The following is a 25,453-nucleotide window of genomic DNA, read 5'->3' as shown; positions in this document are numbered from 1 at the left end:
CCATTGGAGCATGTCAGTGCGCCAGTTGTGAGGGTGTAAGACATGATGAAACGTCTCATAGTTCTACCCACCAGCGTCTTGATCCTAGTAGGGTTCGTTGGCAGCAGTGGGCTGGCTGAAGCAACAGGAATGAAGCGATCGCCAACGGTTCGCTCAGGGTTAAATAGCCCGCTGCCGCCCTTGCTGCCAGCCGATCGCTTCCTGCCCGATGTTCCGGTTTACCCCTCGTTCAACAGCCAGCGGCTCGATCAGCAACTGCAAATTTATGCCAGCTACCTTAATGCTGTTGGGGCACCAGATGTTCTGGTGGTGGGCAGTTCCCGTGCGTTGCAAGGCGTTGATCCAGTGGTATTACAGCAGGCATTGGGCGATCGCGGTTACCCGGAGTCAAGGGTCTACAACTTTAGCATCAACGGCGCAACAGCTCAGGTGATCGATCTGGTGCTGCAACGGATTTTGTTACCAGACCATTTACCAAAACTGCTGATTTGGGCAGATGGTTCTCGCGCCTTCAACAGTGGTCGGTTGGATGTGACCTATAACGGCATCGTCGCATCGGAAGGGTACAAGCGCTTAGAAACAGGCGATCGTCCCTTGCCTACCGTAGAAACGCCTGAGGTGCGTTTAGCTGGCCGTCTCCGGGGGGTTAGCGATCTGAGTGCAGTTGGGTTTCAGTCTGTAGCAGAGCGGTTTGATCCGACCACGTATTATCAGCAACGTCCGAGGGTTTCAGGGCAGTACGACACAAACTACAGTTCCTTTCGCCTCAATGGAACCCAGACTGCTGCCACCGTGTCGATCGCCCGCTTTGCAAACGCCCAAACAATTCCCTTAGTCTTTGTTAGTTTGCCCCTGACTCAAGATTACCTGGATGCAGACCGTCGTAACTATGAGCAACAGTTCCAGCGATACATGCGGCAACTGGCCGCGCAGGAGAATTTTGTCTTTTATGACTTGAGCCTGCGATGGCTCGACCAAAATGATTACTTTGCCGATCCTAGCCATCTCAATCAGGAGGGTGCCCGTGCCGTAGCACAGGCAATTGCGGCAGAACCTCTGATCCCGTGGTCGCGGTTAGAGCAAAATCCTTGAGCCAACTGTTAAACCGATCATTGATTCAGCCGTCTTTGACTGCTGCGAAAGCGAATATACTCAGCGATAAAAGCGATCGTGCCGGATGCCAGGATCAAAACAACGCTGAGCGCATTAATATCCGGTTTGACTCCAGTACGAACCCGGCTAAAAATTTCCATTGGCAACGTGTTGGTACCACCGCCAGCGGTGAAGCTGGAGATCAAGAAGTCATCCATACTGAGGACAAACGCCAGCAAACATCCCGAAATAACCGCAGGCATTAATTCAGGCATTAATACTTGAACAAAAGCCTGCCGTGGGTTGGCACCCAGATCCAGAGCGGCTTCTTCTAGATGCGGGTTCAAACCGGCTAACCGGGTCGAGACCACAAGAGCAATGTAGGCTAGACAGAAAACGATGTGAGCGGCAATGACCGTCCACAGGCTCAAGGGAATGGCAAAGGAGGCCAGAAATACCAGGGTAGCAACGGCGATCGCAATATCTGGAATGATCAGCGGCAGATAGGAAACCCCTCGGTACAACCCTTTCCCAAAAAACTCGTATCGGGCTAAGCCAACCGCCATAAGCGTTCCTAAAACGGCCGAAACCGCAACAGCACCGATCGCCACCGTTAAACTGTCTTGCAATGCTGCTAAAATCCGCGAATCGTTGAATAAGCTCTTGTACCACCGCAGGCTAAACCCACCCCAACCCGCACTGTAACGCGATTCGTTGAAGCTATAGAACGCCAGCACCAGAATGGGCAAGTACATAAACCCAAACATCAGCAGCGTCAGCATGAGCTGCCACGACGGGCGTTTTTGACTGAGTTGAGGCTTATTCATAAAATGTCAACGTCGAAAGAGAGGGGAAACGTGCATCAGCCGTCAGACCGTAACGCCAAAGCGACCGCATTAAAGAGCCATTGGTTTGCTGCAAAATCTTGCTGCACAGTCTTGCTTGCAAAAGCACCATCAGTACCGTTCAGGCTCTTGGTCGCCGTATTTAATCAGTAGAGCGATCGAAACGCTAACGGCCAAAATTAGCAGCATACTCAAGCTCGAACCAAAGCCCCAGTTGCGGGTTGCCCCCAGAAACTGGTTATAGATTAAGCGGGCAGCGGTCATACTAGAGGCTCCGCCCAACAGTTCCGGAACCACAAAATCGCCCAGGCTGGTAATAAAGACAAGCAAACACCCAGCCGCAATGCCGGGTAACGTTTGGGGAACTGTAACCTTCCAGAAGACCTGTTGCGGGTTGGCTCCTAAATCGGCAGCAGCTTCTAACAACCGCTTGTCCAGCTTTTCTAATGAGGCATAGAGAATTAAAACCATGTAGGGCAAGAAGTTATAGCTCAGCCCAATCAAAACCGCACTCTGCTGATTGAGCAGATCCAGCGTGGGTAGCCCGATCGTACTCAGGAGAGTATTGAGTACACCCGTTGGTCGAAGGATCGTAATCCAGGCGTAAGAGCGGAGCAGAGATGATGTCCACAACGGCAAAACGAACCCAACCAGCAGCAAATTTTGCCAGCGTTTAGGAGCCATGACCGCAATCCAGTAGGCCACTGGAAACCCTAACAGCAAGCATGTCAGGGTGCTACTGATCGCAAAATAGAGCGATCGCCCAATGACTTGCAGGTAAATTGGCTGAAAAATTTGCAGGTAGTTGCCTAACCCATAGGCTCCAAACGCTTGACCAGGACGCAATCCTGGATGCAGGCTAAATTCCAAAATCATTAAAGAAGGCGCTACTAACAGCAGCAGCAGCCAGGCACCGGCAGGTACCAGCAACATCAGCGGCTCTAGTGAACGCTTCAATTTACGCTTCCATTCTGAACCAGGTTTTAGCCGGCCTGAAATAGAAGAAGGCGCTGACGTTGAGGCAGGCATACGGTTACCCATTCAATTACACTAAAGCCCTGCGAACCAGAGGAAGATGGACAGGCACACTTAAGCGCTACGCAATTCAGTCCAGTAGCGATCGTACAGTTCGCTAATTTCCTGGGAAATAGGCGCAATTCCCTCACAGTTTTTCAAAACGTCGTCGGGAGGAAATAGATCGGTGTTTTCCTTGAGTTCATTAGACAACAGCTCAAATGCTGGCTGATTGGGAGTGGCAAATTTGAGTCGCTCTACCGCTCTAGCCGCATTTTCCGGTTCCAGCAAGAAGTTGATCCAGGCATAGGCAGCTTCTGGGTTGGGAGCCGTTGTGGGAATTGCCATCGTGTCTGTCCAAACTGACGAGCCGCTGGCGGGAATGATGTAATTCAGGTCAGGATTTTCCAATGTAGCCGAGATCGCATCAACGGAATAAACCATCGATAGCACCGTATCCCCTGTCATTAGCTGGTCTTCCCAACCAAACGATTTGAAGGAGGCGATCGCTGGCTTTAACTCAACCAGCCGCTGATGTGCAGCTTCAATTTCGGCTGGATCGACTGAGTTGTAGGAATAACCCAGCGATCGCAGCGACGCACCCATCACTTCGCGCACATCATCCAGCAGCGTCATTTTTCGAGAAATTTGGCGCTGCTCATCCCAGAGATAAGCCCAGTCTTCGGGATTAGGATTGAGAACAGTGGAATTGTAGATTAAACCTGTGGTGCCCCAGGTCGTTGGAATACTGTGGGCATTACCAGGGTCATACCCTGGGTTAGACCACTTATCGCGTAAATTATCGACCCCTTCAATTTGCGACTTGTCTAACTCGGTTAGCATTCCCATGCCGATCATCTTCTGCACCATGTAATCGGACGGGTAGATGACGCTATAGATGTTGCCACCACCTGCTTGCAGTTTTGCCAGCATGGTTTCGTTGGAGTCATACGTGTCAGAAACCACCCGAATACCGGTTTTTTGAGTGAAGCTATCGGCCAATTCCTGATCGGTGTAGTCTGCCCATGTATAGACGTGCAGAGTGTCTGTGCTGCCACTGGTAGGCGAAGCCGTATTACCCCCATCAGAAGAACCAACATCGCTCAGGTTCCGCTGGCAGTTTGCGAGAATGACTCCAGTGGTCGCCGCCGCTGACGCTTGCAGAAATCGCCGTCTGGTTGTCATCGAAAATTGAGGCGATCGCTTTAGAAACCGGGAGTTGCGGAAGTTTGTCGGAGGCATCATTCTCTCCTAATGTTGCTGGACAGGGTCAGCGGTCAACCTGCTGACAGCGCGATAAAACACTTCTAAATACTATGAAGTAAAACGGTTCAAGAAGTTAGCGTCAGCCGCTATTAAGATTTCATATTCCAGATTCCAACCGCAGTTTACACGATCGGTGTTAAGCCGTCAGTGCCAGACAATCAGTTGCAGACCAGTACACATGGATGGGCGTGTGTAGTGCGGGCAGACTTTCGGCGCGATTCGGCTGAAGCACAGTCAGGCAATCACCCGACGACAGCTCGACCAGATAGTGAACGTGAGTTCCAAGGTACATAACATGCTTCAAGCGTCCGGAGTAGCAGTTCGGCTGATTGTCCAACTCGTTGAGACTGACCTGAATTTTTTCGGGGCGAACACTGACAACAACAGGTTGAGAGGTCGCACCGTTCCATGTTTCTTGCGGTTGAACCACCATCTTCAACCCCTTATCCGTTGTAATCTGTAACGCGGCTGGGTCAGACGCTTCAACATAGCCCTGAAACAGGTTGGTGTCTCCGATGAAATCGGCCACAAAAGGAGTTTGGGGATTTTCGTAGATGTCGCTTGGTGTACCAATTTGCTCGATTCGCCCCTCATGCATAACTGCAATTCGGTCGGACAAGCTCAAGGCTTCTTCCTGGTCGTGAGTCACCATAATAAATGTCACGCCCAGGGTTTGATGCAGGTTGGAAAGCTCGACCTGCATTTCCTTACGCAGCTTCAAATCGAGTGCCCCTAGCGGTTCATCCAGCAGAACGACGGCAGGCCGATTAACCAATGCCCGAGCAAGGGCAACCCGTTGCTGTTGCCCCCCCGACAACTGCGAAGGAAAGCGACGGGCAAATGATTCCATTTTGACTAACCGCAACGCCTCTGAAACTCGCTGCTGAATCTCGGCTTTTCCCAATCGTTTGATCCGCAACCCAAACGCAATGTTGTCTAAAACGGTCATGTGATTAAACAGCGCGTAGCTTTGGAAGACCGTATTAACCGGGCGTAAGTAGGGAGGAACATGGGCAACCGACTTTCCTCGAATTAGAATCTCTCCGCCGGTGGGTTCCTCAAATCCAGCAATCAGCCGCAAGGTTGTCGTCTTGCCGCAACCAGAAGGCCCCAGAATGCTAAAAAATTCACCCTGGCAAATGCTGATGTCAATCCCTCGGACTGCCGTGTCTCCATTGAATACCTTAAACACGTTTCTGAGTTCTACATCAACTTTGATGTCTATAGCAGCGGATGGATCTTGGATGACAGTCTGAGACATAGCGCAGTTCTTTAGAGTTCCAACAAAGGCTCGACTTAGCTTATCTTTGGGCAGTTACTAAAAATCAATCGTTAAGTACGATACACATTAATTTTGGTCAGAAACATCGAACGATTCAAACAGTTCACAGACTTCAAATAGACTCGAAATAGTGACACTTTGGCGATCGCAGGACAAGAGGCGTTCGTTGTCCTTGAACGGTCCTTACACTCCCCAGGCACCCTGAACCACTCACCAGTGGCAGGATTGTGGTTATAGCATGATGCCACGACTCAATTTTTGACGAATTGAATGAGATTAAGATTACCAAATTGCTTTAGAGTGATCGTCCGTCGAGAGGTTAGAGTTGGCCAGCCCGATTCGCCAATGAGCTAGCCGCTGAACACTATTATGATGCTATGCGGCTTGAGCGCATAGATGGCTTTATGTATAGCTTGGCTTTAAAGCATAAACGTACGCATAATGAACGGATACTGCTGAGCGATCCCCAATCCATGATGCCAACGATGGGATTGGCTGTTGAACGGGCAATGGTAACGGTAAACTAAGGAGGTATTTTTTCAGTTCAAGCCGTTGAGGGTTGACTGATTTAGCTATGGCTTTAACTCAACATTCCCCGATCGCTCAATCGCATAACGCTCGTGGTAATGCTCGTACGGTAGGACGGCGGTATCAGTCGCTAGTGGTGATGCTGATGATCACGATCGCCTTGTTGGGTGGCATCGGCAGTCGATTGGCATATCTACAGCTCGTTGAGGGCGATCGCAACCGCCAGCTTGCAGATAACAACCGCATCCGGCTGATTCCGAGGCAGCCAGAACGTGGCAAAATTCTCGATCGCAAGGGCAGAATTTTGGCCGGTAGCCGTCTGTCGTATGCGGTATTTCTGTGGCCGATCGCCAATCAACCACACGAATGGGCGCAACTGCTACCGCAGCTTTCAGAGCTTCTTAACATTCCGGCTGAGGAAATTTCCAGTCGGTTAGAGCAAGCTGGCTATACCTCTCCACTTCTGGTTCGCATTGCCCGGGGAATTAGCCCAGCACAGGTGACCGCCCTGGCTGAATTTAGCCATGAACTCAAAGGAGTCCAGGTCGAAGCGGAAGCCGTGCGAAATTATCCCTACGGCGATTTAGGGGCACATGTCCTGGGTTACACCGGCGAAATGAGTGATGAAGATTTAGAACGACGCAAAGACCAGGGGTATCGGCTGGGTGATGTCGTTGGGCAAATGGGTGTAGAAGCATCGTTTGAACGCCAGCTCCGGGGCGAATGGGGTGGGCAGCAGGTTGAAGTGGATGGAGCGGGAAGAGTCTTACGCATTCTGGGCGAGAAGACCGCCCGAGCCGGAAACGATGTGCAGCTCACAATTGACTTAGATGTGCAACGGGCGGCAGAGCAGGCGCTAGGCAGTCGTAAAGGAGCCATTGTGGCGATCGACCCGCGCAATGGAGCGGTGTTAGCAATGGTAAGCCGTCCTGCCTTTGATCCCAATTTGTTTTCAACTTACATCACCGATGCCCAATGGCAACAACTTCAGGGGCTAGAGTTTCCATTTGTCAACCGAGCGCTGCAAGGATATCCGCCCGCCAGTACCTTCAAAATTGTCACTACAACAGCCGCGATCGAATCTGGCCGTTTTTCGCCCAGCACTGTGTTACCAACCTATCCCTACGTTACGGCAGGGGGAATTCAGTTTTGGGACTGGAACCGTGCTGGATTTGGACCTCTCAGCTTTACCGGAGCCATGGCGTGGAGCAGCGACACATTTTTCTACCAAACGGCCATGCGAATGGGAGAAAGTCCGCTCATTCAGTGGACCCGCAAATACGGTTTTGGCCAAAAAACTGGCATCGAGCTATCGACAGAAGAAGCGAGTGGTCTTGTTCCAGACGAAGCCTGGAAGCTGAAGGAACTCAGTGAACCGTGGTACCAGGGCGACACCATTAATATGTCCATTGGTCAGGGTTATTTACAAAGCTCACCGCTACAAGTCGCCATCATGTTTGCCGTAGCCGCCAACGGTGGCGATCGCGTTAAGCCTCATCTGTTGCGAGATAATGAGCCAGCAGAAAGTTGGCGGCAATCAATTGGCATCAGCCCCTCCACCCTTCGCATATTACAGCAGGGGTTACGGCAGGTAATTACAACTGGAACCGGAACGGCTCTAAACGTGCCAAATCTGCCGCCTATTGCGGGCAAGAGCGGTACGGCAGAAGACCCGCCTCGTGAGTCGCATACCTGGTTTGGAGCTTATGCTCCAGCCGATACGCCTGAAATTGTAGTGGTTGCCTTTGGCGAAAACTCAGGTGGGGGTGGGGGGTCAGTTGCGGCACCGATGGTGCGTCAGGTGCTAGACGCATACTTCAATGGCACTCAACCGACCCAGCAGGCGGTTCAGGAATCGGTCGTTACAGACTGAATGAACTGAATAAATGGCAGTTAGAGGATAAATGGCCGAGCAGTCTTATCGCACCTGTAGGGATGTGGAAGATTTTGCAGCAGGTGGCGATGGTTGGGCTAGGATAAAGCCCCTATTGCGTCGTCTCAATCGGTTGCATCTTTCACCATTGGGAATCTCTCTGGGGATACGTTCCCTTTCAACTTCACTCTTTCATGTATGTCGAGAACGGTGTTATTCGACCTGTTGCGTCGAGCGTGTGCCATTTCTACCCTTGCTGTAAAAACCGATATTCCCTCAGCCGAGGTCTACGGTTTGCTGAGCGAACCTGTTTCACGTCGGCAGTTATTGAGCGGGTTTGCCCTGATGGGTGGGTTGGGACTGAGGAGGGAAATGGGCGATCGCCCGAGCGTTACCCACCATCGTCTAGCCCAAACGCCCTTCTCCCAAAGCAACATACGACAGGCTACCGACTCTACCGTTCTGGTAGTTGGGGCTGGAGTTGCAGGGTTAACAGCCGCCTATCGTTTACGACAAGCAGGTGTCCCTGTCGATCTGGTTGAAGCCAGCCAGCGGATCGGGGGGCGAGTGCTGAGCCTGACTGACGTGCCCAATGCCCCTGGAACCGTAGAACTTGGCGGCGAGTTTATTGATACTCGGCATACGGCGGTTCTATCGTTAGCCGCAGAATTAGGGCTAAGCGTCGCCGACCTTAAAGTGGCAGATGCAGGGTTAATCCCAGAGACTCTCTATTTTCAAGGCAACACCATCAGCCATACGCAGGTCATTGCAGCCTTTGCCCCATTAGCTAAGCGCATTGCGGCAGATTTGCAGCAGCTACGTGACGGTGAGCAGTCCCTGAGTTATCACAATCACAATCCCCATGCGATCGCCCTCGATCGCCTTTCCTTAGCGGAGTATTTAGCCCAAACTCCGGTTGATCCAATCATTGAATCGCTGGTGCGAGTGGCCTATGTCACCGAGTATGGCCTGGATGCGGAAGAGCAATCCTGCTTGAATTTGCTGTTCTTAATTGGTACCGAAACGGGCGAGTGGAGTACCTATGGGATTAGCGATGAGCGCTACCACGTAGTTGGGGGAAATGAGCAAATTCCCCGCCGATTAGCCGCGCACCTGGAGGGCGCGATCGAAACCAGCACCGTCTTAGAGTCGATTCGCTTTTCCCCGGGCGGCAACTATCGCGTCAGTTTGCAAGCAGACTCCACCAGTATTGAACGCAGTTATGACCGCATTCTGTTGACCGTGCCGTTTGGTGTGTTGCGGCAGGTCGAGTTTGCAGTAGACTTACCGCCGATTAAGCGCACGGTCATTAATACCTTGGGCTATGGCAACAGCACAAAACTGGTGATGCCTTACCAGGAGCGAATTTGGCGATCGCGCTATGGCTCTACCGCCAGTATTTATACCGATCGGGATTTTCAAAATACCTGGGAGAGCGCTCGTTACCAAACTGGGCACGGCGGCTGGTTAACCAACTTGCGAGGTGGAACTGAAGGGTTAGCCTTGGGAGTGGGTGATCCGGAACGCCATGCCCAGGCTCTGGCGCTCAGCCTGGAACCGCTTCTACCCGGTATTGGTCAGGTGCAACGGGGGCGATCGCTCCGGGCATTTTGGGCAGCCAATCCCCACGCCAAAGGGTCTTACTCGTGCTATCGCCCAGGCCAATGGACACAACTCGCTGGGGCAGAGGCAGAAAGAGTGGGAAATCTCTGGTTTGCCGGAGAACACTGTTCCACTGCATCACAGGGGTATATCAACGGCGCGTGTGAAACGGCGGAGGCGGCAGTTCTCAGCATCTTGAAGGATATAGGATTAGAAGCCGACACTCTACATCCTGATCGTGGGGTGGCGGGTGGTGCGGCCAGGTATCCCACTACCGTTGCATCCAGCACACTTGAGTCTAACGTTGCTCCGTTCTAATTCCTAAGAGAAGGTTAAACTGCAAAGCCTATGCATCACCTGTTTGTAAACTTATTAGAAGTTTAAGTATAAATGCTCACTGAATTTTGCACTCTTAGCAGGGAATAGCAACGTTCAGCGGCACGAAACGCGCTAGATATGCACAGGATCAGTGTTGAAACGTTATTGGCTGAATACGCGCAGGGTCGGCGTGACTTCAGCAACGTGGATTTGAGCCAAGCAGATTTGTTTGAGTGCAATCTCAAAGGAATCAATCTTCAAGGCAGCAACCTCAACCAGGCCTACTTGCCCTATGCCAATTTGAGCGAAGCTAATCTGCAAGATGCTCAGCTTCAGGAGGCTGACTTGAATAATGCCAATCTTCAGTTTGCCAACCTGTCAAATGCCGATTTACAGCACGCTAGTCTGTCTCGCTCGGATTTATACTACTGCAAGTTGGTTGGCACTCATTTGACCTATGCCAACTGTCGCAGTGCCGATTTTCGTTATGCTAACCTTAACTTTGCCGATTTGAGCCATGCCAACTTAAGCAACGCTCAATTAGCGCAAGCACAGCTTATTAAAACCAAGTTATTTGGCTGCACGTTGTTCCGTGCGCTCCTGGCCGACCTCGATCATGCGGAGACAGATATCACTACAATTTTTCCCAGTGGGCACCACGGCAGCGATTAGCGATCGCCAATACCTTGGTCAAGGTTATTCAGCACAATGGTTACACCTTGTAGCGTTCAAACAGAGCATCCATCGCTATGCCTGAGGTGAAAGGGAACGATCGCGCCATTCCAATCGACTCGATCGCCCCCCGATCGCCCCAGTGATAAAGACAGACGAATAGCGGCCAAAAGCGGAAGCCTACAGGTTCAAATCAGTGACAGCACCAACACTGCTGGATGAAACCAATTTGGCATATTTTGCTAACACCCCTTTGGTGTATCGAGGTTTAGGGGGGTGCCATTGAGCACGACGCTGAGCCAGTTCTTCATCCGCGACCAACAGTTGCAGCAACCGCTGGTCGGCATCAATAGTAATGCTGTCTCCTTCTTGAACAAGAGCAATATTCCCCCCCACTGCCGCCTCCGGAGCAACATGACCCACTACCATGCCATAGGTGCCACCAGAAAATCGTCCATCCGTAATTAACCCAACGGAATCACCCAAACCCGCCCCAATAATGGCTGAAGTGGGAGCCAGCATTTCGCGCATTCCCGGCCCACCTTTAGGCCCCTCATAGCGGATAACAATCACATCGCCTGCTTGAATTTTTTTGGCCAGGATAGCCGCAAGGCAAGCTTCTTCAGATTCAAAGACTCGCGCTGGCCCAGTAATTTTGCGATGCTTGATTCCGGTGAGCTTTGCCACAGAGCCTTCGGTCGCCAGGTTGCCTCGCAAAACGCCGAGATGTCCCTGGGGATAGAGTGGATTGTCCCAGGGGCGAATCACGTCTTGATCGGCGCGAGGGAACTCTGAAACACCTTCTAGCAGTTCGGCAATGGTTTGCCCGGTTATGGTCAACGCATCTCCATGCAGCAAACCACGAGATAGCAGCATTTTCATCACTTGCGGAATGCCACCAGCTCGGTGCAAATCCGTAGCGACGTATCGTCCTGATGGTTTCAGGTCACACAAGACAGGCACCCGATCGCGAATGATTTCAAAATCATCAAGTGTCAGATCAACCCCAACAGCATGGGCGATCGCCAACAGATGCAGTACCGCATTGGTAGACCCACCGACCGCCATAATCACCGAAATGGCATTTTCAAAAGCCTTGCGCGTCAAAATTTGCCGGGGCAAAATTTGTCTACGAATGGCAGCAACCAACACCTGCGCCGATGTTTCAGCGCTGTCTGCCTTTTCTGCGTCTTCTGCGGCCATTGTGGACGAATACATCAGGCTCATGCCCATCGCTTCAAATGCAGACGACATAGTGTTTGCTGTATACATGCCGCCACAGGAACCCGCTCCTGGACAAGATTTGCGCTCGACTTCTAACAGTTCCGCTGCATCGATTTTGCCCGCACTGTGTTGCCCAACCGCTTCAAAAGCGCTAACTACCGTCAAATCTTGTCCATTGTGATGACCGGGCTTGATCGTGCCACCGTAGACAAACACGGCTGGAATATTCATACGAGCGATCGCCAGCATCGCTCCCGGCATATTCTTATCACAGCCACCGATCGCCAACACGCCATCCATGCTTTGACCATTACAGACCGTCTCAATCGAATCAGCGATCACCTCACGCGACACCAACGAGTACTTCATCCCTTCTGTACCCATTGAAATTCCATCGCTGATTGTAATCGTGCCAAACAGTTGTGGCATTGCCCCGGCAACACGAATACCGCCTTCAGCTCGTTTGGCCAGGTCGTTTAGACCAAAATTACAGGGGGTAATGGTGCTAAATCCATTAGCAATCCCCACGATGGGTTTAGTAAAATCTCCGTCAGCAAACCCAACGGCTCGTAACATGGCACGGTTGGGAGTCCGCTGTACACCCTGGGTCACAATCTGGCTTCTAAGATTTTCAGGCATCTAAACCGTCCCTAGTCAATATAGTGAGCTGTTGCAGCAAGAGAGCAGGATGAGCAGTGCCAAAGCCCGGGGTTGGGAAATGGAGGGAGCTAACGCAGAAGGTTTGCTACTTCTACAGACAACCTCGACTGCACCTTTCTGCCTTTACCAACAACCTACCGCTAATTCCAAAACGCTACTCAATCATTTTCTCAAACCGCATGAATGATTATGCCGTTGTGCGCCTACGCCCTCACTTCATGTTGATAGGGGCACGCGGCGATCGCCATTCCATTTTGTCCTGCAACGCTGGCTAACGGTACCACACCGTCACCGAGCCGTAAGACGTAATAAAAGCCAACAATGGGTATTCACAACCCGATTCGGGCAACCTAAATCAGACAGAATTGAATCAACCATTCAAGAGTGCCGTCACCATGCAAGTTGAAGAACTGCTCAGCAAATACGCAGCAGGCGAGCGGGATTTTCGAGAAGCTAATTTGGTAGGTGTCAATTTAGCTGGAAAAACGCTTTGCCAAATCAATTTACGGGGAGCTAATCTTCGTGGAGCAAACTTACATGGTATAGATTTAAGCTCTGCTAATTTGCGCGAAACGACACTGGCCTCTGCCGATCTGAGTCAGGCCACTCTCATTGAAACCAATCTGATTGGAGCAGACTTAAGTGAAGCAAAGCTTTGCAAAGCAGATTTAAGTGAAGCCGGGTTAAGGGGAGCCAAACTCACCCATGCCAACCTGAGCCACGCCATCTTGCTAGAAGCCAATCTAGGTGAGGCCAGTTTAATTCGAGCCAATTTGTCTGAAGCCAATTTAGGTGAGGCCAGTTTGATTCGAGCCAAGTTAATTGAGGCCGATCTAACTAAAGCCATTCTGGAAAGTGCCAACTTAACGAATGCAATCTTAAGTGCAGCGATTCTAGAAAGTGCCAATTTAACGAACGCGATTTTGCACGGCACCAACCTGGAAGAAGCAGATTTACGAGAGGCCGACATCAGCCGTGCCAAATTAACTGGAGCTATCTTAACGAATGCTGTTCTTAGCCGCATTAGCGGCAGAAGCGCTAACTTCTGCTGGACATCACTTCGAGGGGTGAATTTGCACAAAGCCAACCTGTACAAAGCAAAGTTTAGCTGGGCAAATTTGAGTGAAGCCAACCTCACTGAAGCAGTTTTGATCAACGCCAGCCTCAACCAGGCCAACCTACACAACGCCAAGCTGACGGGAGCCATCTTGCCCAACGGCGTAACCTACGCCTGAGTTTATCCTCGATCGCCAAACCTGTTATTGATAGGACGAAGATTCAGGTTGGCAGCCAGATCGTTAGCAGGGCAGTTCTTATGCAGTTGTTGGAGTCCTTAACGCTCCGGAGGTGAAGGAAGCAGAGTAAGCAAGGTTAACCAAAGAATCAAGGCACCAACTTCAAACATAACTCTTCACTGTATAAGGTCTAAAACCCAAGCGTGATTTTTTGAGCGCCCACTGATTCTCTATCAAGGTTATCCCCGATCTCATCAACCCAATTGCATACTTTAAACGTGCACCTGCGGCCTGTTTCCACTAGCCAGTGACTTATTTCAGTTGCGATCGCATCCCGTCTTTTAGTGCAACAGCCCATTGCAGGCGCGATCGCAACAGCTCAACATAACGAGGCCAACCGATCACAATTGGCTGAGAGTGTGCCAATGTTTCAGGGTTAAGAACATCAAGCGTAAATCGTAACGGTTCACCGTCTAAATCGCAACACACTAGCCCTGCCGCTTTGGCCAACGCCACAGGCCCAACGGTATCCCACAGCTTCACTCGACGGTTCAGGTACACATACAGACCCGCACGACCTGTTACCACCTGCATCACTTTCAAGCCAAAGCTACCGATATTGCTAAACTGCACTCCTGGAATCAGATCGGCGATCAGCTCACCATAGCGCTGTCGATCCTTGTAACCAATTAAAATAGGGCAGAACTGAAGAGACGGCGGTTCAGGTTCTTTTACGGCTAAAGGCTGCGACGATCGCGGTGGGTTCACTGAACCAAACGGAGGTTCCACCGACTGAAACAGTCCCCGTTCGGCGCTGCCATAATACCCCTGGCTGAGGGCAGGAGCATAAATCCATCCGGCAACAGGTTGGTTCGCTTCTAGCAAGCCTACCATGATGGCATAGTGCGAACCGCCCTGAATAAAGGCATCGGTTCCATCCAGAGGATCTATGAGCCAGAGTCGTTGATAGTTGGAAAAAAACTCTTGTCTGGACTGAACGTTTTCTTCAGTGATGACTCCATCTTGAGGAAACAGTGTCGAAAAGGTGGAGGTGAGGCGTCGATCCAAGGCGCGATCGACATTTGTGACATAATCATCTCGCCCCTTCTCAAACACCTGCAACTGCTCATTGGTCATTTGATGAACTTGATTACCACAATCATGTAGGAGCCACTGAATCTTGAGCAGTTGATCAGTCGATAAATGGGTCATGAGGGTTTAAAGCATAGGGAACAGAACACCGAGTAAGGACAAACAGAATGAACGTAGAACCCACTGCTTCTAGCTCCATTCTGAACTCAACGGTAATACACGGATATCACTCCCTATTCTTGCAAACAAAAGTTGAAACTAAAAAACGGGCTAACCCGTTTTGTTCGGATTAGCCCATTAATTTGGGAACGCTCAAGGAAACTACTTTTGAAGAACCAGCTTAACGTTAGCGTTCTGTAGGCCAGGGCGCTTAACTTCTGCCAGAGTCTTGTTAACAGCGTACTTTTGGTTAATGGAGTTGATTAATTCGGTTTGGTTGTGCTTCTTAGCAACACCCCAGAGGTCAGCAATCAGGTCAAAGGAACCATCAGCATTGCGAGACCAACCGAGATCATACTCACCTTCGAGAACAGCTACCAGGTCGGCGCGAACACGCTGGCCGTTGTAACCGCGAACATCAGCTTCGGACTTAACGTTGATACCGAGATCACGAAGAGAAGACTTTAGAATTTCAGCATCGGTGATCTTGGTACGCAGAGTGCTAAAGTGAGACATTTCGGATTTCCTCCTGTAGAGAAGTTGAGAGAAACGACAACGGTTGTGATCTATTGGATAATGCCGCTCAAGGCGACTTTTTGTCATACTGCTAGCCGTGAAGCTAGCCTTTCTTCCTGTTGGGAGCAGGAAAGAAAGCCTGTTAGAACTCCAGTCGCTGATATTCAGCGCCGGTGTCCGATGCAGGTCGCGCACGCTGCCGAGCCCAATCCCTAAGGGCTGCGACCTGCTCTGTCATGGTTCTGGAGAGTGGGAACGTGGCCTTAATCGCTGCAATAATGTCTAGCTGCGTAAACTCTCTATCTTGAGCAAACGCGTCATACATTGCAGCAATGACGGCCTGTTCTATCTCTGCGCCAGAATAACCATCTGACATTTTGGATAGCTGATCGATGTCAAAGCGGTCAATTTCTTTCCGCCGCTTCGCGAGGTGAATTGAGAAAATTTGCTTACGCTCGTCTTCGTTGGGGAGATCAACAAAGAAGATCTCGTCGAAACGCCCTTTTCGTAGAAACTCTCCAGGAAGCCGTTCGACCCGGTTAGCGGTAGCCATTACAAATACAGGCGATCGCTTTTCCTGCATCCAGGTAAGAAAAGTACCAAAGATCCGGCTTGAGGTGCCTGCATCGGAATCGGCGGAACCTGCACTGCCTGCAAACGCTTTGTCTAGCTCATCAATGAAGAGAATAGCCGGAGAAATCGACTCAGCCGTTTTTAGGGCGTTTCTTAAGTTTGCTTCCGATCGCCCAACGGTTGAACCGTCGTACACGCGACCTAAATCTAACCGGAGCAGAGGCAAGCTCCAGAGGCGCGAGGTCACCTTGGCAATGAGTGACTTACCGCAACCTGGAACCCCCAGAAGAAGCAAACCCTTGGGTTGGGGAAGCCCATACTCTCTGGCTCGCTCGGTAAAAGCTGCCGATCGCTGTGAGAGCCATTGCTTTAAGTCTTCGGAACCGCCCACATCGTTTAGCGTTCCATCTTCTTCAAGATACTCTAAAATTCCGTTACGGCGAATAAGCTGCTTCTTTTCTGAGAGGACAATATCGACTTCTGTCTCAGTCAAGCGACCAGCGGTTACCTGAGCCTTGCGATACACCTTTTCTGCTTCATCCCGCGTCAAGCCCAAGGCGGCTTTCAACAACTTTTCACGGGTTTCGGTTGTAATGCGACGACCTCGCATCGAGTCGAGCTGCTGAGACAAGACATCGTTTAACTCTGTCATGTCGGGCAACGGATAGTCTAAAACAGCAATTTCTTTCTCAAGCTCAATTGGAATTTGCTGCACCGGAGACATTAAAACAATCGTTTTCAAAGAGTCTCGCTTATTGGACTCTTTAAAGCTAGCGATCGCATCTCGCAGCCATCGCGTTACGGCTGGAGAATCAATAAACGGATGAAGATCCTTGAAAACGAAGATGCCAGATTCCCGTTGACGAATGACCCATTCAACCGCCGCTTCTGGAGAAACGGTATTATGCTGTGTGATGTTGCGAGGCTGACCGTACTCAACAATGCCGTGGGTTACTGTCCATACGAAAACTCGTTTTTGGGGTTTGACCTGAGCCAGAGCTGCAATAGCCTGCTCAGTCCGCTCCTCCTCGGAGGTCACGAGATAGATCAGAGGATATTGAGCTTGAACTAATACACTTAGCTCTTCTTTCATGATCATCGACCTACTAAAAACGGTGCAGACATCGCTGAATCTTGCTGAATCTTAACGCTACAAACCAACAATTTTTTGTAACCAATAAGCACCAGCTCAACGGGAGTTAAACGGTGACCTGACTTAACAGGGAACTAACTCCTCTTCTCCTTGCTGACTGGAACCGGGGCGTTCCTCTGGTACCCTGCTGCCGACCGGAATTTCCTCGTCGGAGAGAATGCTGGGCTGGTCTCGCAGGGAGATCATATCCCCATCTTGTAGCACAACCGAACTGGAACAATCTGGACAACGATAGACTTGATAGACCTGACCATGCTGTGACATTTCCACCTCATCTACCATATCCGGATGGGACAGATAAAAAACAATTGCGCGTTCAGCAATGGCTGACATTGGTTCTGCATCTACCGCTGAGCGAATCTTTAACTGGCGGTGCAGTTCTGGGGGGAGATACAGCGTAACCTTGTGCTTGTCTTGCATATAACAACTACATGATTAATACCCGGGTATGGATGTCAGAATAGTTGCCAAGTTGGGTAGCTGTCAAGACAGCATGACGCTATGACGGCAATATTGTTACACTTCTTTACAGGCAGAATTCGGCGTTTTATGGTGCGACCCTTGAAAAAGCGCATGAAATGGCGGTTTAGAGCCGTGTGGCTGGTAACAGGGTGGCTGTTGATAGGAATGGTTGGACTGACGCTGATAACGGGTTGCGATCGCCCCCTTTTGCCACAGCAGAACGTTGGCTGGATCGTTTACCAAAACGAGCGCTACAACTTTCAGTTTCCACGTCCTGAAAACTGGGAGCCTGTCTTGATGCCAACAAACCGGGATGGGGAGGCATTTGTGGATCCGCGCAACCCTGATGTGCAAATTCGAGGGTGGGCCAGTCAACTTCGCCTGCCCCTCGACACCGAGGGGTTAACTTCTCCATCAGCACGTCCACCCGCGTCCGGTGTGAACTTCACCACTGCCCAAGGATTAGCGGCTCTGCTTCAGGTGGATGTGGGGGAAGAGGTGAGCCTGATGCGCCTAACCCTGACGCTAAACGGAGTGGAATATAACTGGGAAGGACAATCGCCAAGTGACCAATTTTCAGAGTACTATCCGCTCTTCAACTACATTGCCAGTCAATTTCAGGTACAGAATTAAGTTCATGGGTACATGGTTCTTCTACTTGCCTCGGTTGCCCACTCTACCAGCCCTCTGCCTACATCCTCTACCTACATAAAGAGATTCTCCTACCTCTGCAGATCGATGTAGCTAACCCATCTGCTAAACAGGATGGAGGCATTACTGCATTGTTTTGTATGAATCGTTTGAAATGATTCTAGAAAGTGGGGTTCAGAGCGGTCAGTGCAGGAATTGATCATCAACCCAGATGCAGTATTGAAGTCATCCTCAGTTAGGAGGAATCTATGGTTATGAATTCAAGCCAAAACAGGCGTGCTGTGGGGCTGTTCGCCAACCGTCAAGATGCCGAACAAGCCCTGTATCGCTTGAGAGATGCCGGTTTCAACATGGACAATGTCTCTGTAGTTGCTAAAAATACAGGAAGTAGTGACCATATGGCGGGTGCCAGCCTCGATAAAGGCGAACAAATTCGAGGAGGTGCCGGAGCCGGAGCCGTGGCTGGAACAGCAACAGGCGGACTGCTTGGGCTGGTGGGGAGCTTGGGCGTGTTGGCTATCCCTGGCGTTGGCCCAGTTGCCGAAGTGGGCATTGTGCTGGCTAATACCTTGTTGGGTAGCGGTATCGGCGCGGCGGGCGGTAGCCTCATCGGTGCCCTGGTGGGCTGGGGTGTGCCCGAAGAGCAAGCGGCGTACTACAACACCCAGGTTGAGCAAGGTAGTTATCTGGTGATGCTCGAAGGTACGGAGGCCGAAATCAATTCAGCTCAGGCCGTTTTGAGCGATCGCGGTATTCGGGATTGGGATATTTTTGGCATTCCAGGAACTCCGGGCGATCGGCGTGTAGGGTCAGTCGATCGCTACTGATTGCAGTTTAATTGCAGTTTGAATAGAACGATGCGCTGAGTCATGCGGCTATAGAGTTATGCGGCTATGGCAGTTAATGACTTTAGCAACTGATCGAGATCGCTCTGCTGATGGGTTGCCATAACAGTGATGCGGAGACGGCTGGTAGGAACTGTAGGAGGCCGAATGGCAGCTACCCAAATTCCAGCCGTTCTCAATTGTTGACTTGCGGCCATTACCGCCGAGGGGTGCGCCATTTGAAGGCAGAGAATAGGAGAAGCAGAGGGCAGCGGTCGATAGGGTGAGGTAGCCTGATTAAAAATCGGGTGCTGGTCAAGCTGTTGATGCAGGTAGGCAACGTTTTGCCACAGGTTCGCCCGCCGCTCAGGTTCTTGCCGAATGACAGCGATCGCGGCTAAAGCAGCAGCTGTATCGGCAGGCGATAACCCGGTGGTGTAGATCCAGGTGGGTGAACGGTTTCGCAACCAGTCAATTATCACTTTACTGCCAGCCACATACCCTCCCAGGCTACCCAACGCCTTGCTAAGGGTGCCCACCTGAACCAGCGGTCGCCCGGTGCAACCCAGGTGTTCAACACTGCCTGCGCCTGTTTGCCCCAATACCCCGGTGGCGTGGGCTTCGTCCACTAGAACCATGCACTCGTACTGTTCGGCCAGATCCAACAGTTGAGGCAGGGGACACAAATCTCCATCCATGCTAAAAACGCTGTCGGTCACAATCAAGCTACGGCGATGCTGGGAACGGTGCTGAGCCAGTTTCACCTGCAAGTCGTTTAGATTGCAGTGGGAATAGGGCATAACGGTGGCCTTGCTCAGAATTGCCCCATTTCTCAAACTGGAGTGGTTATATTCATCGGTCAAAACCAGGTCACGCCGATCCACCAGAGCAGCGATCGCACCCAGGTTAGCTAAATAGCCGGAGCTAAACACTAGAGCATCTTCGGTTTGTTTCAGAGTAGCGATTGCCGTTTCTAGCTGATGGTGTAACTGCCGATGTCCCGACAGTAGCCGCGAGCCAGTGCTGCCCGTACCAAAGCTTTGGGCAGCCTCGACCGCCGCTTGAATCAGGCGATGGTCACCCGCTAATCCCAGGTAGTCATTGCTGGCAAAATTGAGAAGATCGTGCCCGTCTAGCCGGATGTGTGAGCCTGGGGCGCTTTGTATCGTTTGCACGGAGCGATACCAGTTTGCCTGATGAATCGTTTGCAGCGATCGCTCAACCCAAAGATAGGGATTTTGAGATGATTGGCTCATTGATACAGTAGCGACGAAGAGTTTTGTTTATCATGAGGGTGACTTCCCCCACGGCTTTCGATTCATGTTGCTAGATTCGAGTGTTTCTGCCTCCAACCCAGGCGAGTCCGATCTCGTCCTGCCTTCCCCAAATCCCCAACATCGTACCATTCGTCCCATTGGGGTTTATGCATTGCAGGGTGTTGCCTATGCTAACGACACGCTGGTAACGCTCGATTCGGTGCGGGGCTACTTGCTAGAAATTGATTGGGCTACCGACAACACCACAATTCTCAACCCCTACCGGGTTGCAGACTTTATCGACGCAGTGGGGTTGTCCATATGGGAAGACACGGTTTGGTTTGTCAAGGAGCACAACGTTTACTGGTGCAGCACCACCGATTTCATACCGCAACTGTTTGTGACGTTGCCCTATCCGGCGAATGGGGTAGCTGTGTGGCGATCGACGATTTACGTTACCTGCCAAAAATCTGGCTCTATCTTTGTTTACGAACGTGAGTCTGCGCGCTTAATCACTCGGTTCTACGCACCTGGCGTGGGGGAAGAAAATTTGACGGTGCGGGAGGAAGAACTGTGGGTGAGCGATCGCCTGGAACAAACCGTCTACTGCATCGATCGCGCTACAGGAGAGATTCGCTTCAGTATACTCACTCCGTTTAGCTCTCCGAGCGGTTTAGCCTTTCGACCCGATCCAACCACCGGCGAAGATATCCTCTACGTCTCCTACGCCGGGGAAGAACCCTACATTCGAGACGATCCAAACAACATAGAAGATCCGTACCAATTGACGTTCCGCGATCGCACCTTTATTCACCCCCTGCATTTTCACTATTATGAAGGCGATCGCTACACCACCTCAAACGGCTACCTGATTGAAATGTCGTATGTGGAAGAAATCTCACCCTTAGAAGAAGTACCGTTAACTCATTTGGAATGGCGAGTTGCACTGCCCACCGAAACGCCACGGCAAAAGGTACGCCAGGTAGATTGGATTGGAGTGCCGTTTACAGAAGAGATCAAAGATGGGCAGCGAGTGGCCTGCTTCCGGTTCGACACGTTAGCGGCACACGAAGGCCGAATTTTTGGGTGGAAAGCATTACTCGAAGTGCGAGGGATTAAGTATCAGTTCACCCCACAACAGCTAGAAGCGATTCCAGACTTGCCGCCAGAATTTCAAACCCGGTATCTGGTCGATGACGACGATCTGGCAATGGACACTCCGGTTATTCTGGAAGCCGCACGGGAAGCCAAGGGTACCGAAACCAACCTTCTCCGCAAAATGCTGAAGATTCGGAATTATGTGTACGATCGCCTCTCCTATGGCATTAAACCCCACATTGATACTCCCGATGTCGCCCTGGAGCGGGGGGTTGGCTCCTGCGGCGAATATGTTGGCGTGTTGCTGGCGCTGGCTCGGTTGAACGGCATCGCCTGCCGCACAGTAGGGCGATACAAGTGTCCTCCCCATGCCGAACAGCAGGGATTTCCGCTCCAGCCCGACTTCAACCATGTCTGGATCGAATTTTATATTCCCGACTATGGCTGGGTACCAATGGAGTCAAACGTCGATGATGTCATCGAACGAGGGCCTTATCCCACCCGATTCTTCATGGGGCTGCCCTGGTATCATGCTGAAATTGGCAAGGGCATTTCCTTCGAAACGATCAAAGCCGAGGACTTGCCAGAAGATGTTTCGATTGGTGATTTAGCCATCAACCACGTCAGATTTACCATTCTCCAGGAATTGCCTCCGCCAACAGCCTCAAGACGTTAAACCAGAGTGATACGGTGCCAGAGCATCAACCAGCAGAACACCCCCCTACCCTCAACGCCGAGTTTTGGGAACAGCGCTACCAGGAAGGAACAACCCGGTGGGATTTAGGACAGCCAGCTCCATCCTTCGTCCACTTGCTCACATCGCCCGATGCGCCCAAACCGGGAACCATTGCGGTTCTGGGTGCCGGACGTGGGCACGATGCGTTGTTGTTTGCCGCTCATGGGTTTGAGGTCACTGGTTTTGACTTTGCGGCGTCGGCGATCGCTGTTGCCACAGCAAACGCCCAGGCACAAGGTCTGTCGGCTCAGTTTTTGCAGCGCGACATTTTTGCTCTAGAGCCAGAATTTGCCAATCGCTTCGATTACGTGCTGGAACACACCTGCTTTTGTGCGATCGCCCCTGCACAACGTCCTGCCTATGTCCAGCTAGTACACACCCTGCTGCGTCCCCAGGGCGAGCTAATCGCCGTCTTTTGGGCACATGACAGACCGGGTGGCCCACCATTTGGCACCAGCCTGGATGAGCTTCGTCAACAGTTTTCACCAGGTTTCGATATCCGGTCTCTATCCCTTGTGCCTGACTCTCCTTCGCATCAGCAAAATGAAGAATACTTTATTCGCCTTCGAGTGAAAAAGTCAGCCCCATAGGTCGATATAGGTCGATCGTGCGTCCTCCAACTACTGAGAGTTGCCGTCGCTCACCTCGGAAGGATCAGGAGCCTGAGCGGGTGCTGGAGCGGGTCGTTCTGTTTCTTGAGCCGAGCCTTGAACCACCGCTGGCGACGAGACAGCAGATGTGGCGACCGGCTTTAAGTGATTGAGTTCTTGGCGGTCAGGCAGCATTGGTGCTGCCTTCTTATCCGGCAAGCCAAGCTGTTCTCGCGCCTGCGACAGGGTGAATGCCACGCCGGATTTACCTGCCGAAAGTACTGCTCGACCTGCTTCAGATGCCATCAACCGGGTATCGGGCTGCTCAAAATGGTTGAACCATGTTCGAGCTTGCTGACCCGCAGCAATGGAACCGTTCCAGAACCAATCCACCGCAACAACAGCAAGGCACATCACCAGCCAGACTAACACCACCGTTTCCTTGAGAATCGTCCATGTAACGGCCAATGTCTGCTGATACGTGTGCCCTGTTTCCTGGGCTGAAATCGTGCGCCACAACTGAGCGGCCTGTGATGAAATCTGATTGCTCATTAAGTCTTCTCCATCTTTCAAGCTGCAAAACATGTGGAAGATGACCTTCTAGCTCCCCTATTATCTCCAATGCCCAAGCGGGTTTGCCAAGGGGTAAAGGACAGGTTTGTGTGAGGGTTGCGTTAAGTTGCGATCGCGCCTCCCTCACAGGAAAAGATAAGAGGAACTAAAACTGGGAACAATAGGAGCAATCTAGCGAGCCATATCCCTATGCGCCGTATTTCAAACAAAAGCGAGATCCGCCCCAAAATCAGCACGATGCCCCGACCGCAAACCGAAGCATCTGCCTTTTTAGATATTTACAAACTGGTCGTTGAACAAAAACGGCTCCAGGAAGAATTGCACCAACTCGACCAGCGTCGCAATCAAATCTGCAAGCGCATGGCTTTGTTGGATCAGCAGGTAGCGAACCTGGAACACACCGTACAAACCATCCGCCAGACCGAAGCGAACCGCCCTACAAATGCAGAAACGCCAGGGTCTTTTCTGCCGTCTGTGCCTGAAAACTTTGAGACTCTTTTTCTGGAGTACTAACAGTTGATTAAGGGTGTTTTAGGTGAAGACTAATTGCCCGGAATGAGGCCGTTTTAAGCCAGGCCAAGTCAGCATTAACAACAATTTGACACCTTAGTATCCGTAGTCGAACTCAATTATTGGGTTCGACTATTTCGTATATAAGTATTAGTTATTTCCCAGAGGATGCCACCGTTGACTGGATGTGCTTCAGCAGCAAAACCTTGTCATAGCTGAGATGCCACTTTGTATACTGTGTAACTCTTTCGACACGATTCACTGAGCGAATGTCAGCACGGATCTGCTTTATCAAAGATTTCAGCTAATAGAAACAAATTTTATCGGTTAGCGAAGTTCGGATTTTTCTACTCCGCCAGGTAGAAGAATTTCGGTTGTTATAAAAATACTATGTTCGTTACATTCTGTTTAAGAATTTTATATTTCAAGCAAGTTAAATCGCCTGAGCGATCGCTGCGCTGAGAAGGCGATCGATTCATCCGACATCTATTTTCTTCATTTAGTAGGAGGTCTATATGCGGATTGCTCAAATTGCCCCACTGTGGGAGAGAGTGCCGCCGCCCGCCTATGGTGGCGTTGAGCTGGTAGTAGGGTTGCTATCCGACGAACTCGTCCGACGCGGCCACGACGTAACGCTATTCGCATCAGGAGACTCAATCACGCTGGCTAAGCTGGAATCAGTGCATCCTCGCGCTCTGCGCCTGGACTCTACCGTCAAGGAGTATGGTATCTACGAAATGCTGCAACTGGCTCAAGTTTACGAGCGGGCAGACGAGTTTGATATCATTCACTCTCACATGGGTTGTTCAGCGTTGCCCTACGCCAGGCTAGTGAAAACCCCAACCATCAGCACGCTTCACGGGATTTTCACCCCAGACAACGAAAAGCTGTTTACCCACGCACGTCACCTGCCGTTTGTCAGTATTTCTCATTCCCAGCGTGAACCCAGGCTGGGTTTGAACTGTGTTGCAACCGTTTACAACGGTATTGATGTAGACAGCTACACGTTTTTTCCTGAACCGGATGAACCTCCTTACTTAGCCTTTTTAGGTCGGATTTCTCCAGAGAAAGGAACGCATTTAGCTATTCAAATCGCCAAGCAAACAGGATGGCACTTAAAAATTGCCGGTAAGATCGATGTGGTCGATCGCAACTACTACGAGCAAGAAATCTTGCCTCACATCGATGGCAAGCAAATCGAGTATCTGGGTGAAGCGAACCACCAGCAAAAAAATGAGCTGATGGGACGTGCAGTTGCCACTTTATTTCCTATTACCTGGCGGGAACCGTTTGGCTTAGTCATGGTGGAATCGATGGCGGCAGGAACCCCAGTGATTGCGATCGAAATGGGGGCGGCTCCAGAGATCATTGTTCACAATCAAACAGGGTTTTTGTGCCACAGCGTGGATGAGTGCATTACGGCATTAGGCCAGGTCGAACAGATCGATCGAGCGGCGTGTCGAGAGCATGTTACCCAGCATTTCAGCGTTCAAACAATGGTAAATGGCTACGAGTCAGCCTATCAAGCGCTTCTAGCAGAGCGATTTATGCAGAATGGTCATATGTCTGGAGTAGCTAAAACGCTTGCCGAGCGTGGCTAGGTGGAGCGAGTAGCGTTCCACCTTTTTTTTCTGTTCTTTTATGGCTCT

The 25,453-nt window shown here is 51.0% G+C and carries 23 protein-coding genes; 12 read left to right on the top strand and 11 right to left on the bottom strand.

Annotated elements, in window-relative coordinates; all coding sequences use genetic code 11:
- Nucleotides 1-42: 42 nt before the first annotated feature.
- On the top strand, nucleotides 43-1,092 hold the full coding sequence (locus IQ268_RS04590; RefSeq protein WP_193876020.1) for a hypothetical protein: 1,050 nt from the start codon (nucleotides 43-45) through the stop codon (nucleotides 1,090-1,092).
- Nucleotides 1,093-1,109: 17 nt separating this feature from the next.
- Here the strand turns inward: IQ268_RS04590 and IQ268_RS04585 are convergent, their stop codons facing one another.
- From IQ268_RS04585 to IQ268_RS04570, 4 genes are all read right to left on the bottom strand, one after another.
- Complete coding sequence (locus IQ268_RS04585; RefSeq protein ID WP_193876018.1) at nucleotides 1,110-1,919, bottom strand: ABC transporter permease; 810 nt, start codon at nucleotides 1,917-1,919, stop codon at nucleotides 1,110-1,112.
- A 129-nt stretch (nucleotides 1,920-2,048) separates the two neighbouring features.
- Nucleotides 2,049-2,870, bottom strand: a complete 822-nt coding sequence (locus tag IQ268_RS04580; protein WP_370584645.1) for an ABC transporter permease — start codon at nucleotides 2,868-2,870, stop codon at nucleotides 2,049-2,051.
- A gap of 156 nt (nucleotides 2,871-3,026) precedes the next feature.
- The gene (locus IQ268_RS04575; RefSeq protein ID WP_228035102.1) at nucleotides 3,027-4,193 is read right to left on the bottom strand and encodes a spermidine/putrescine ABC transporter substrate-binding protein; all 1,167 of its coding nucleotides are present in this window, start codon (nucleotides 4,191-4,193) and stop codon (nucleotides 3,027-3,029) included.
- 160 nt (nucleotides 4,194-4,353) lie between these two features.
- Nucleotides 4,354-5,478, bottom strand: coding sequence for an ABC transporter ATP-binding protein (locus tag IQ268_RS04570; protein WP_193876014.1), 1,125 nt, complete (start codon nucleotides 5,476-5,478; stop codon nucleotides 4,354-4,356).
- A 595-nt stretch (nucleotides 5,479-6,073) separates the two neighbouring features.
- Here IQ268_RS04570 and mrdA point away from each other — a divergent pair.
- From mrdA to IQ268_RS04555, 3 genes are all read left to right on the top strand, one after another.
- The gene (gene mrdA / locus IQ268_RS04565) at nucleotides 6,074-7,900 is read left to right on the top strand and encodes a penicillin-binding protein 2 (RefSeq protein WP_193876012.1); all 1,827 of its coding nucleotides are present in this window, start codon (nucleotides 6,074-6,076) and stop codon (nucleotides 7,898-7,900) included.
- Nucleotides 7,901-8,098: 198 nt separating this feature from the next.
- Nucleotides 8,099-9,820, top strand: coding sequence for an NAD(P)/FAD-dependent oxidoreductase (locus IQ268_RS04560; RefSeq protein ID WP_193876010.1), 1,722 nt, complete (start codon nucleotides 8,099-8,101; stop codon nucleotides 9,818-9,820).
- 138 nt (nucleotides 9,821-9,958) lie between these two features.
- Nucleotides 9,959-10,492 (top strand): pentapeptide repeat-containing protein, encoded by a 534-nt coding sequence (locus IQ268_RS04555; protein WP_193876008.1) that lies wholly within the window; start codon nucleotides 9,959-9,961, stop codon nucleotides 10,490-10,492.
- Between the two features lie 180 nt (nucleotides 10,493-10,672).
- Here the strand turns inward: IQ268_RS04555 and ilvD are convergent, their stop codons facing one another.
- Nucleotides 10,673-12,355 (bottom strand): dihydroxy-acid dehydratase, encoded by a 1,683-nt coding sequence (gene ilvD / locus IQ268_RS04550; RefSeq protein ID WP_193876006.1) that lies wholly within the window; start codon nucleotides 12,353-12,355, stop codon nucleotides 10,673-10,675.
- 56 nt (nucleotides 12,356-12,411) lie between these two features.
- Between ilvD and IQ268_RS04545 the strand changes: the two genes are divergently transcribed.
- Both IQ268_RS04545 and IQ268_RS04540 read left to right on the top strand, forming a co-directional pair.
- Nucleotides 12,412-12,651: a hypothetical protein gene (locus tag IQ268_RS04545; protein WP_193876004.1), complete on the top strand. Its 240-nt coding sequence runs from the start codon at nucleotides 12,412-12,414 to the stop codon at nucleotides 12,649-12,651.
- 90 nt (nucleotides 12,652-12,741) lie between these two features.
- Nucleotides 12,742-13,611 (top strand): pentapeptide repeat-containing protein, encoded by an 870-nt coding sequence (locus IQ268_RS04540; RefSeq protein ID WP_228035091.1) that lies wholly within the window; start codon nucleotides 12,742-12,744, stop codon nucleotides 13,609-13,611.
- Nucleotides 13,612-13,923: 312 nt separating this feature from the next.
- On the opposite strand, the gene IQ268_RS04535 is transcribed toward IQ268_RS04540, so the two are convergent.
- The 4 genes from IQ268_RS04535 to IQ268_RS04520 form a co-directional block, all read right to left on the bottom strand.
- Nucleotides 13,924-14,823: a 3'(2'),5'-bisphosphate nucleotidase CysQ gene (locus IQ268_RS04535; RefSeq protein WP_193876001.1), complete on the bottom strand. Its 900-nt coding sequence runs from the start codon at nucleotides 14,821-14,823 to the stop codon at nucleotides 13,924-13,926.
- A 201-nt stretch (nucleotides 14,824-15,024) separates the two neighbouring features.
- Nucleotides 15,025-15,378, bottom strand: coding sequence for a DUF1257 domain-containing protein (locus tag IQ268_RS04530; protein ID WP_193875999.1), 354 nt, complete (start codon nucleotides 15,376-15,378; stop codon nucleotides 15,025-15,027).
- Between the two features lie 142 nt (nucleotides 15,379-15,520).
- Nucleotides 15,521-17,044: an AAA family ATPase gene (locus IQ268_RS04525; RefSeq protein WP_193875997.1), complete on the bottom strand. Its 1,524-nt coding sequence runs from the start codon at nucleotides 17,042-17,044 to the stop codon at nucleotides 15,521-15,523.
- A gap of 123 nt (nucleotides 17,045-17,167) precedes the next feature.
- Nucleotides 17,168-17,524, bottom strand: a complete 357-nt coding sequence (locus tag IQ268_RS04520; RefSeq protein ID WP_193875995.1) for a hypothetical protein — start codon at nucleotides 17,522-17,524, stop codon at nucleotides 17,168-17,170.
- An 81-nt stretch (nucleotides 17,525-17,605) separates the two neighbouring features.
- Between IQ268_RS04520 and IQ268_RS04515 the strand changes: the two genes are divergently transcribed.
- Both IQ268_RS04515 and IQ268_RS04510 read left to right on the top strand, forming a co-directional pair.
- Entirely contained in the window at nucleotides 17,606-18,199 is a 594-nt protein-coding gene (locus tag IQ268_RS04515; RefSeq protein WP_193875993.1) for a hypothetical protein, read from the top strand.
- Nucleotides 18,200-18,465: 266 nt separating this feature from the next.
- Nucleotides 18,466-19,044, top strand: a complete 579-nt coding sequence (locus IQ268_RS04510; RefSeq protein ID WP_228035090.1) for a general stress protein — start codon at nucleotides 18,466-18,468, stop codon at nucleotides 19,042-19,044.
- Nucleotides 19,045-19,100: 56 nt separating this feature from the next.
- Here the strand turns inward: IQ268_RS04510 and bioF are convergent, their stop codons facing one another.
- Nucleotides 19,101-20,297: an 8-amino-7-oxononanoate synthase gene (bioF, locus tag IQ268_RS04505; RefSeq protein WP_193875991.1), complete on the bottom strand. Its 1,197-nt coding sequence runs from the start codon at nucleotides 20,295-20,297 to the stop codon at nucleotides 19,101-19,103.
- A gap of 64 nt (nucleotides 20,298-20,361) precedes the next feature.
- On the opposite strand from bioF, the gene IQ268_RS04500 reads away from it, so the two are divergent.
- Both IQ268_RS04500 and IQ268_RS04495 read left to right on the top strand, forming a co-directional pair.
- Nucleotides 20,362-22,071 (top strand): transglutaminase domain-containing protein, encoded by a 1,710-nt coding sequence (locus IQ268_RS04500; RefSeq protein ID WP_193875989.1) that lies wholly within the window; start codon nucleotides 20,362-20,364, stop codon nucleotides 22,069-22,071.
- A gap of 14 nt (nucleotides 22,072-22,085) precedes the next feature.
- Nucleotides 22,086-22,721, top strand: a complete 636-nt coding sequence (locus IQ268_RS04495; RefSeq protein WP_193875987.1) for a methyltransferase domain-containing protein — start codon at nucleotides 22,086-22,088, stop codon at nucleotides 22,719-22,721.
- 30 nt (nucleotides 22,722-22,751) lie between these two features.
- Here the strand turns inward: IQ268_RS04495 and IQ268_RS04490 are convergent, their stop codons facing one another.
- Nucleotides 22,752-23,273: a hypothetical protein gene (locus tag IQ268_RS04490; RefSeq protein WP_193875985.1), complete on the bottom strand. Its 522-nt coding sequence runs from the start codon at nucleotides 23,271-23,273 to the stop codon at nucleotides 22,752-22,754.
- Between the two features lie 210 nt (nucleotides 23,274-23,483).
- On the opposite strand from IQ268_RS04490, the gene IQ268_RS04485 reads away from it, so the two are divergent.
- Both IQ268_RS04485 and IQ268_RS04480 read left to right on the top strand, forming a co-directional pair.
- Nucleotides 23,484-23,807: a hypothetical protein gene (locus IQ268_RS04485; RefSeq protein WP_193875983.1), complete on the top strand. Its 324-nt coding sequence runs from the start codon at nucleotides 23,484-23,486 to the stop codon at nucleotides 23,805-23,807.
- A 512-nt stretch (nucleotides 23,808-24,319) separates the two neighbouring features.
- On the top strand, nucleotides 24,320-25,405 hold the full coding sequence (locus IQ268_RS04480) for a glycosyltransferase family 4 protein (RefSeq protein ID WP_193875981.1): 1,086 nt from the start codon (nucleotides 24,320-24,322) through the stop codon (nucleotides 25,403-25,405).
- The last annotated feature ends 48 nt before the right edge of the window (nucleotides 25,406-25,453 follow it).

Source organism: Oculatella sp. LEGE 06141, from assembly GCF_015207605.1.
In the GTDB taxonomy this organism is placed as follows: domain Bacteria; phylum Cyanobacteriota; class Cyanobacteriia; order Elainellales; family Elainellaceae; genus Oculatella.
Note: the sequence above shows the minus strand (reverse complement) of the source record. Positions and strands in the feature narration are given on the sequence as shown.

What these genes read in the sequence shown, in the direction of transcription:
- IQ268_RS04520 (WP_193875995.1), bottom strand. Translation starts at nt 17,524, where the DNA reads ATGCAAGACAAGCACAAGGTTACGCTGTATCTCCCCCCAGAACTGCAC.
- IQ268_RS04515 (WP_193875993.1), top strand. Translation starts at nt 17,606, where the DNA reads ATGACGGCAATATTGTTACACTTCTTTACAGGCAGAATTCGGCGTTTT.
- mrdA (WP_193876012.1), top strand. Translation starts at nt 6,074, where the DNA reads ATGGCTTTAACTCAACATTCCCCGATCGCTCAATCGCATAACGCTCGT.
- IQ268_RS04585 (WP_193876018.1), bottom strand. Translation starts at nt 1,919, where the DNA reads ATGAATAAGCCTCAACTCAGTCAAAAACGCCCGTCGTGGCAGCTCATG.
- IQ268_RS04535 (WP_193876001.1), bottom strand. Translation starts at nt 14,823, where the DNA reads ATGACCCATTTATCGACTGATCAACTGCTCAAGATTCAGTGGCTCCTA.
- IQ268_RS04590 (WP_193876020.1), top strand. Translation starts at nt 43, where the DNA reads ATGATGAAACGTCTCATAGTTCTACCCACCAGCGTCTTGATCCTAGTA.
- IQ268_RS04510 (WP_228035090.1), top strand. Translation starts at nt 18,466, where the DNA reads ATGGTTATGAATTCAAGCCAAAACAGGCGTGCTGTGGGGCTGTTCGCC.
- IQ268_RS04485 (WP_193875983.1), top strand. Translation starts at nt 23,484, where the DNA reads ATGCGCCGTATTTCAAACAAAAGCGAGATCCGCCCCAAAATCAGCACG.
- bioF (WP_193875991.1), bottom strand. Translation starts at nt 20,297, where the DNA reads ATGAGCCAATCATCTCAAAATCCCTATCTTTGGGTTGAGCGATCGCTG.
- IQ268_RS04575 (WP_228035102.1), bottom strand. Translation starts at nt 4,193, where the DNA reads ATGCCTCCGACAAACTTCCGCAACTCCCGGTTTCTAAAGCGATCGCCT.
- IQ268_RS04570 (WP_193876014.1), bottom strand. Translation starts at nt 5,478, where the DNA reads ATGTCTCAGACTGTCATCCAAGATCCATCCGCTGCTATAGACATCAAA.
- IQ268_RS04500 (WP_193875989.1), top strand. Translation starts at nt 20,362, where the DNA reads ATGTTGCTAGATTCGAGTGTTTCTGCCTCCAACCCAGGCGAGTCCGAT.
- IQ268_RS04580 (WP_370584645.1), bottom strand. Translation starts at nt 2,870, where the DNA reads ATGTTGCTGGTACCTGCCGGTGCCTGGCTGCTGCTGCTGTTAGTAGCG.
- IQ268_RS04555 (WP_193876008.1), top strand. Translation starts at nt 9,959, where the DNA reads ATGCACAGGATCAGTGTTGAAACGTTATTGGCTGAATACGCGCAGGGT.
- IQ268_RS04530 (WP_193875999.1), bottom strand. Translation starts at nt 15,378, where the DNA reads ATGTCTCACTTTAGCACTCTGCGTACCAAGATCACCGATGCTGAAATT.
- IQ268_RS04560 (WP_193876010.1), top strand. Translation starts at nt 8,099, where the DNA reads ATGTCGAGAACGGTGTTATTCGACCTGTTGCGTCGAGCGTGTGCCATT.
- IQ268_RS04525 (WP_193875997.1), bottom strand. Translation starts at nt 17,044, where the DNA reads ATGAAAGAAGAGCTAAGTGTATTAGTTCAAGCTCAATATCCTCTGATC.
- ilvD (WP_193876006.1), bottom strand. Translation starts at nt 12,355, where the DNA reads ATGCCTGAAAATCTTAGAAGCCAGATTGTGACCCAGGGTGTACAGCGG.
- IQ268_RS04480 (WP_193875981.1), top strand. Translation starts at nt 24,320, where the DNA reads ATGCGGATTGCTCAAATTGCCCCACTGTGGGAGAGAGTGCCGCCGCCC.
- IQ268_RS04490 (WP_193875985.1), bottom strand. Translation starts at nt 23,273, where the DNA reads ATGAGCAATCAGATTTCATCACAGGCCGCTCAGTTGTGGCGCACGATT.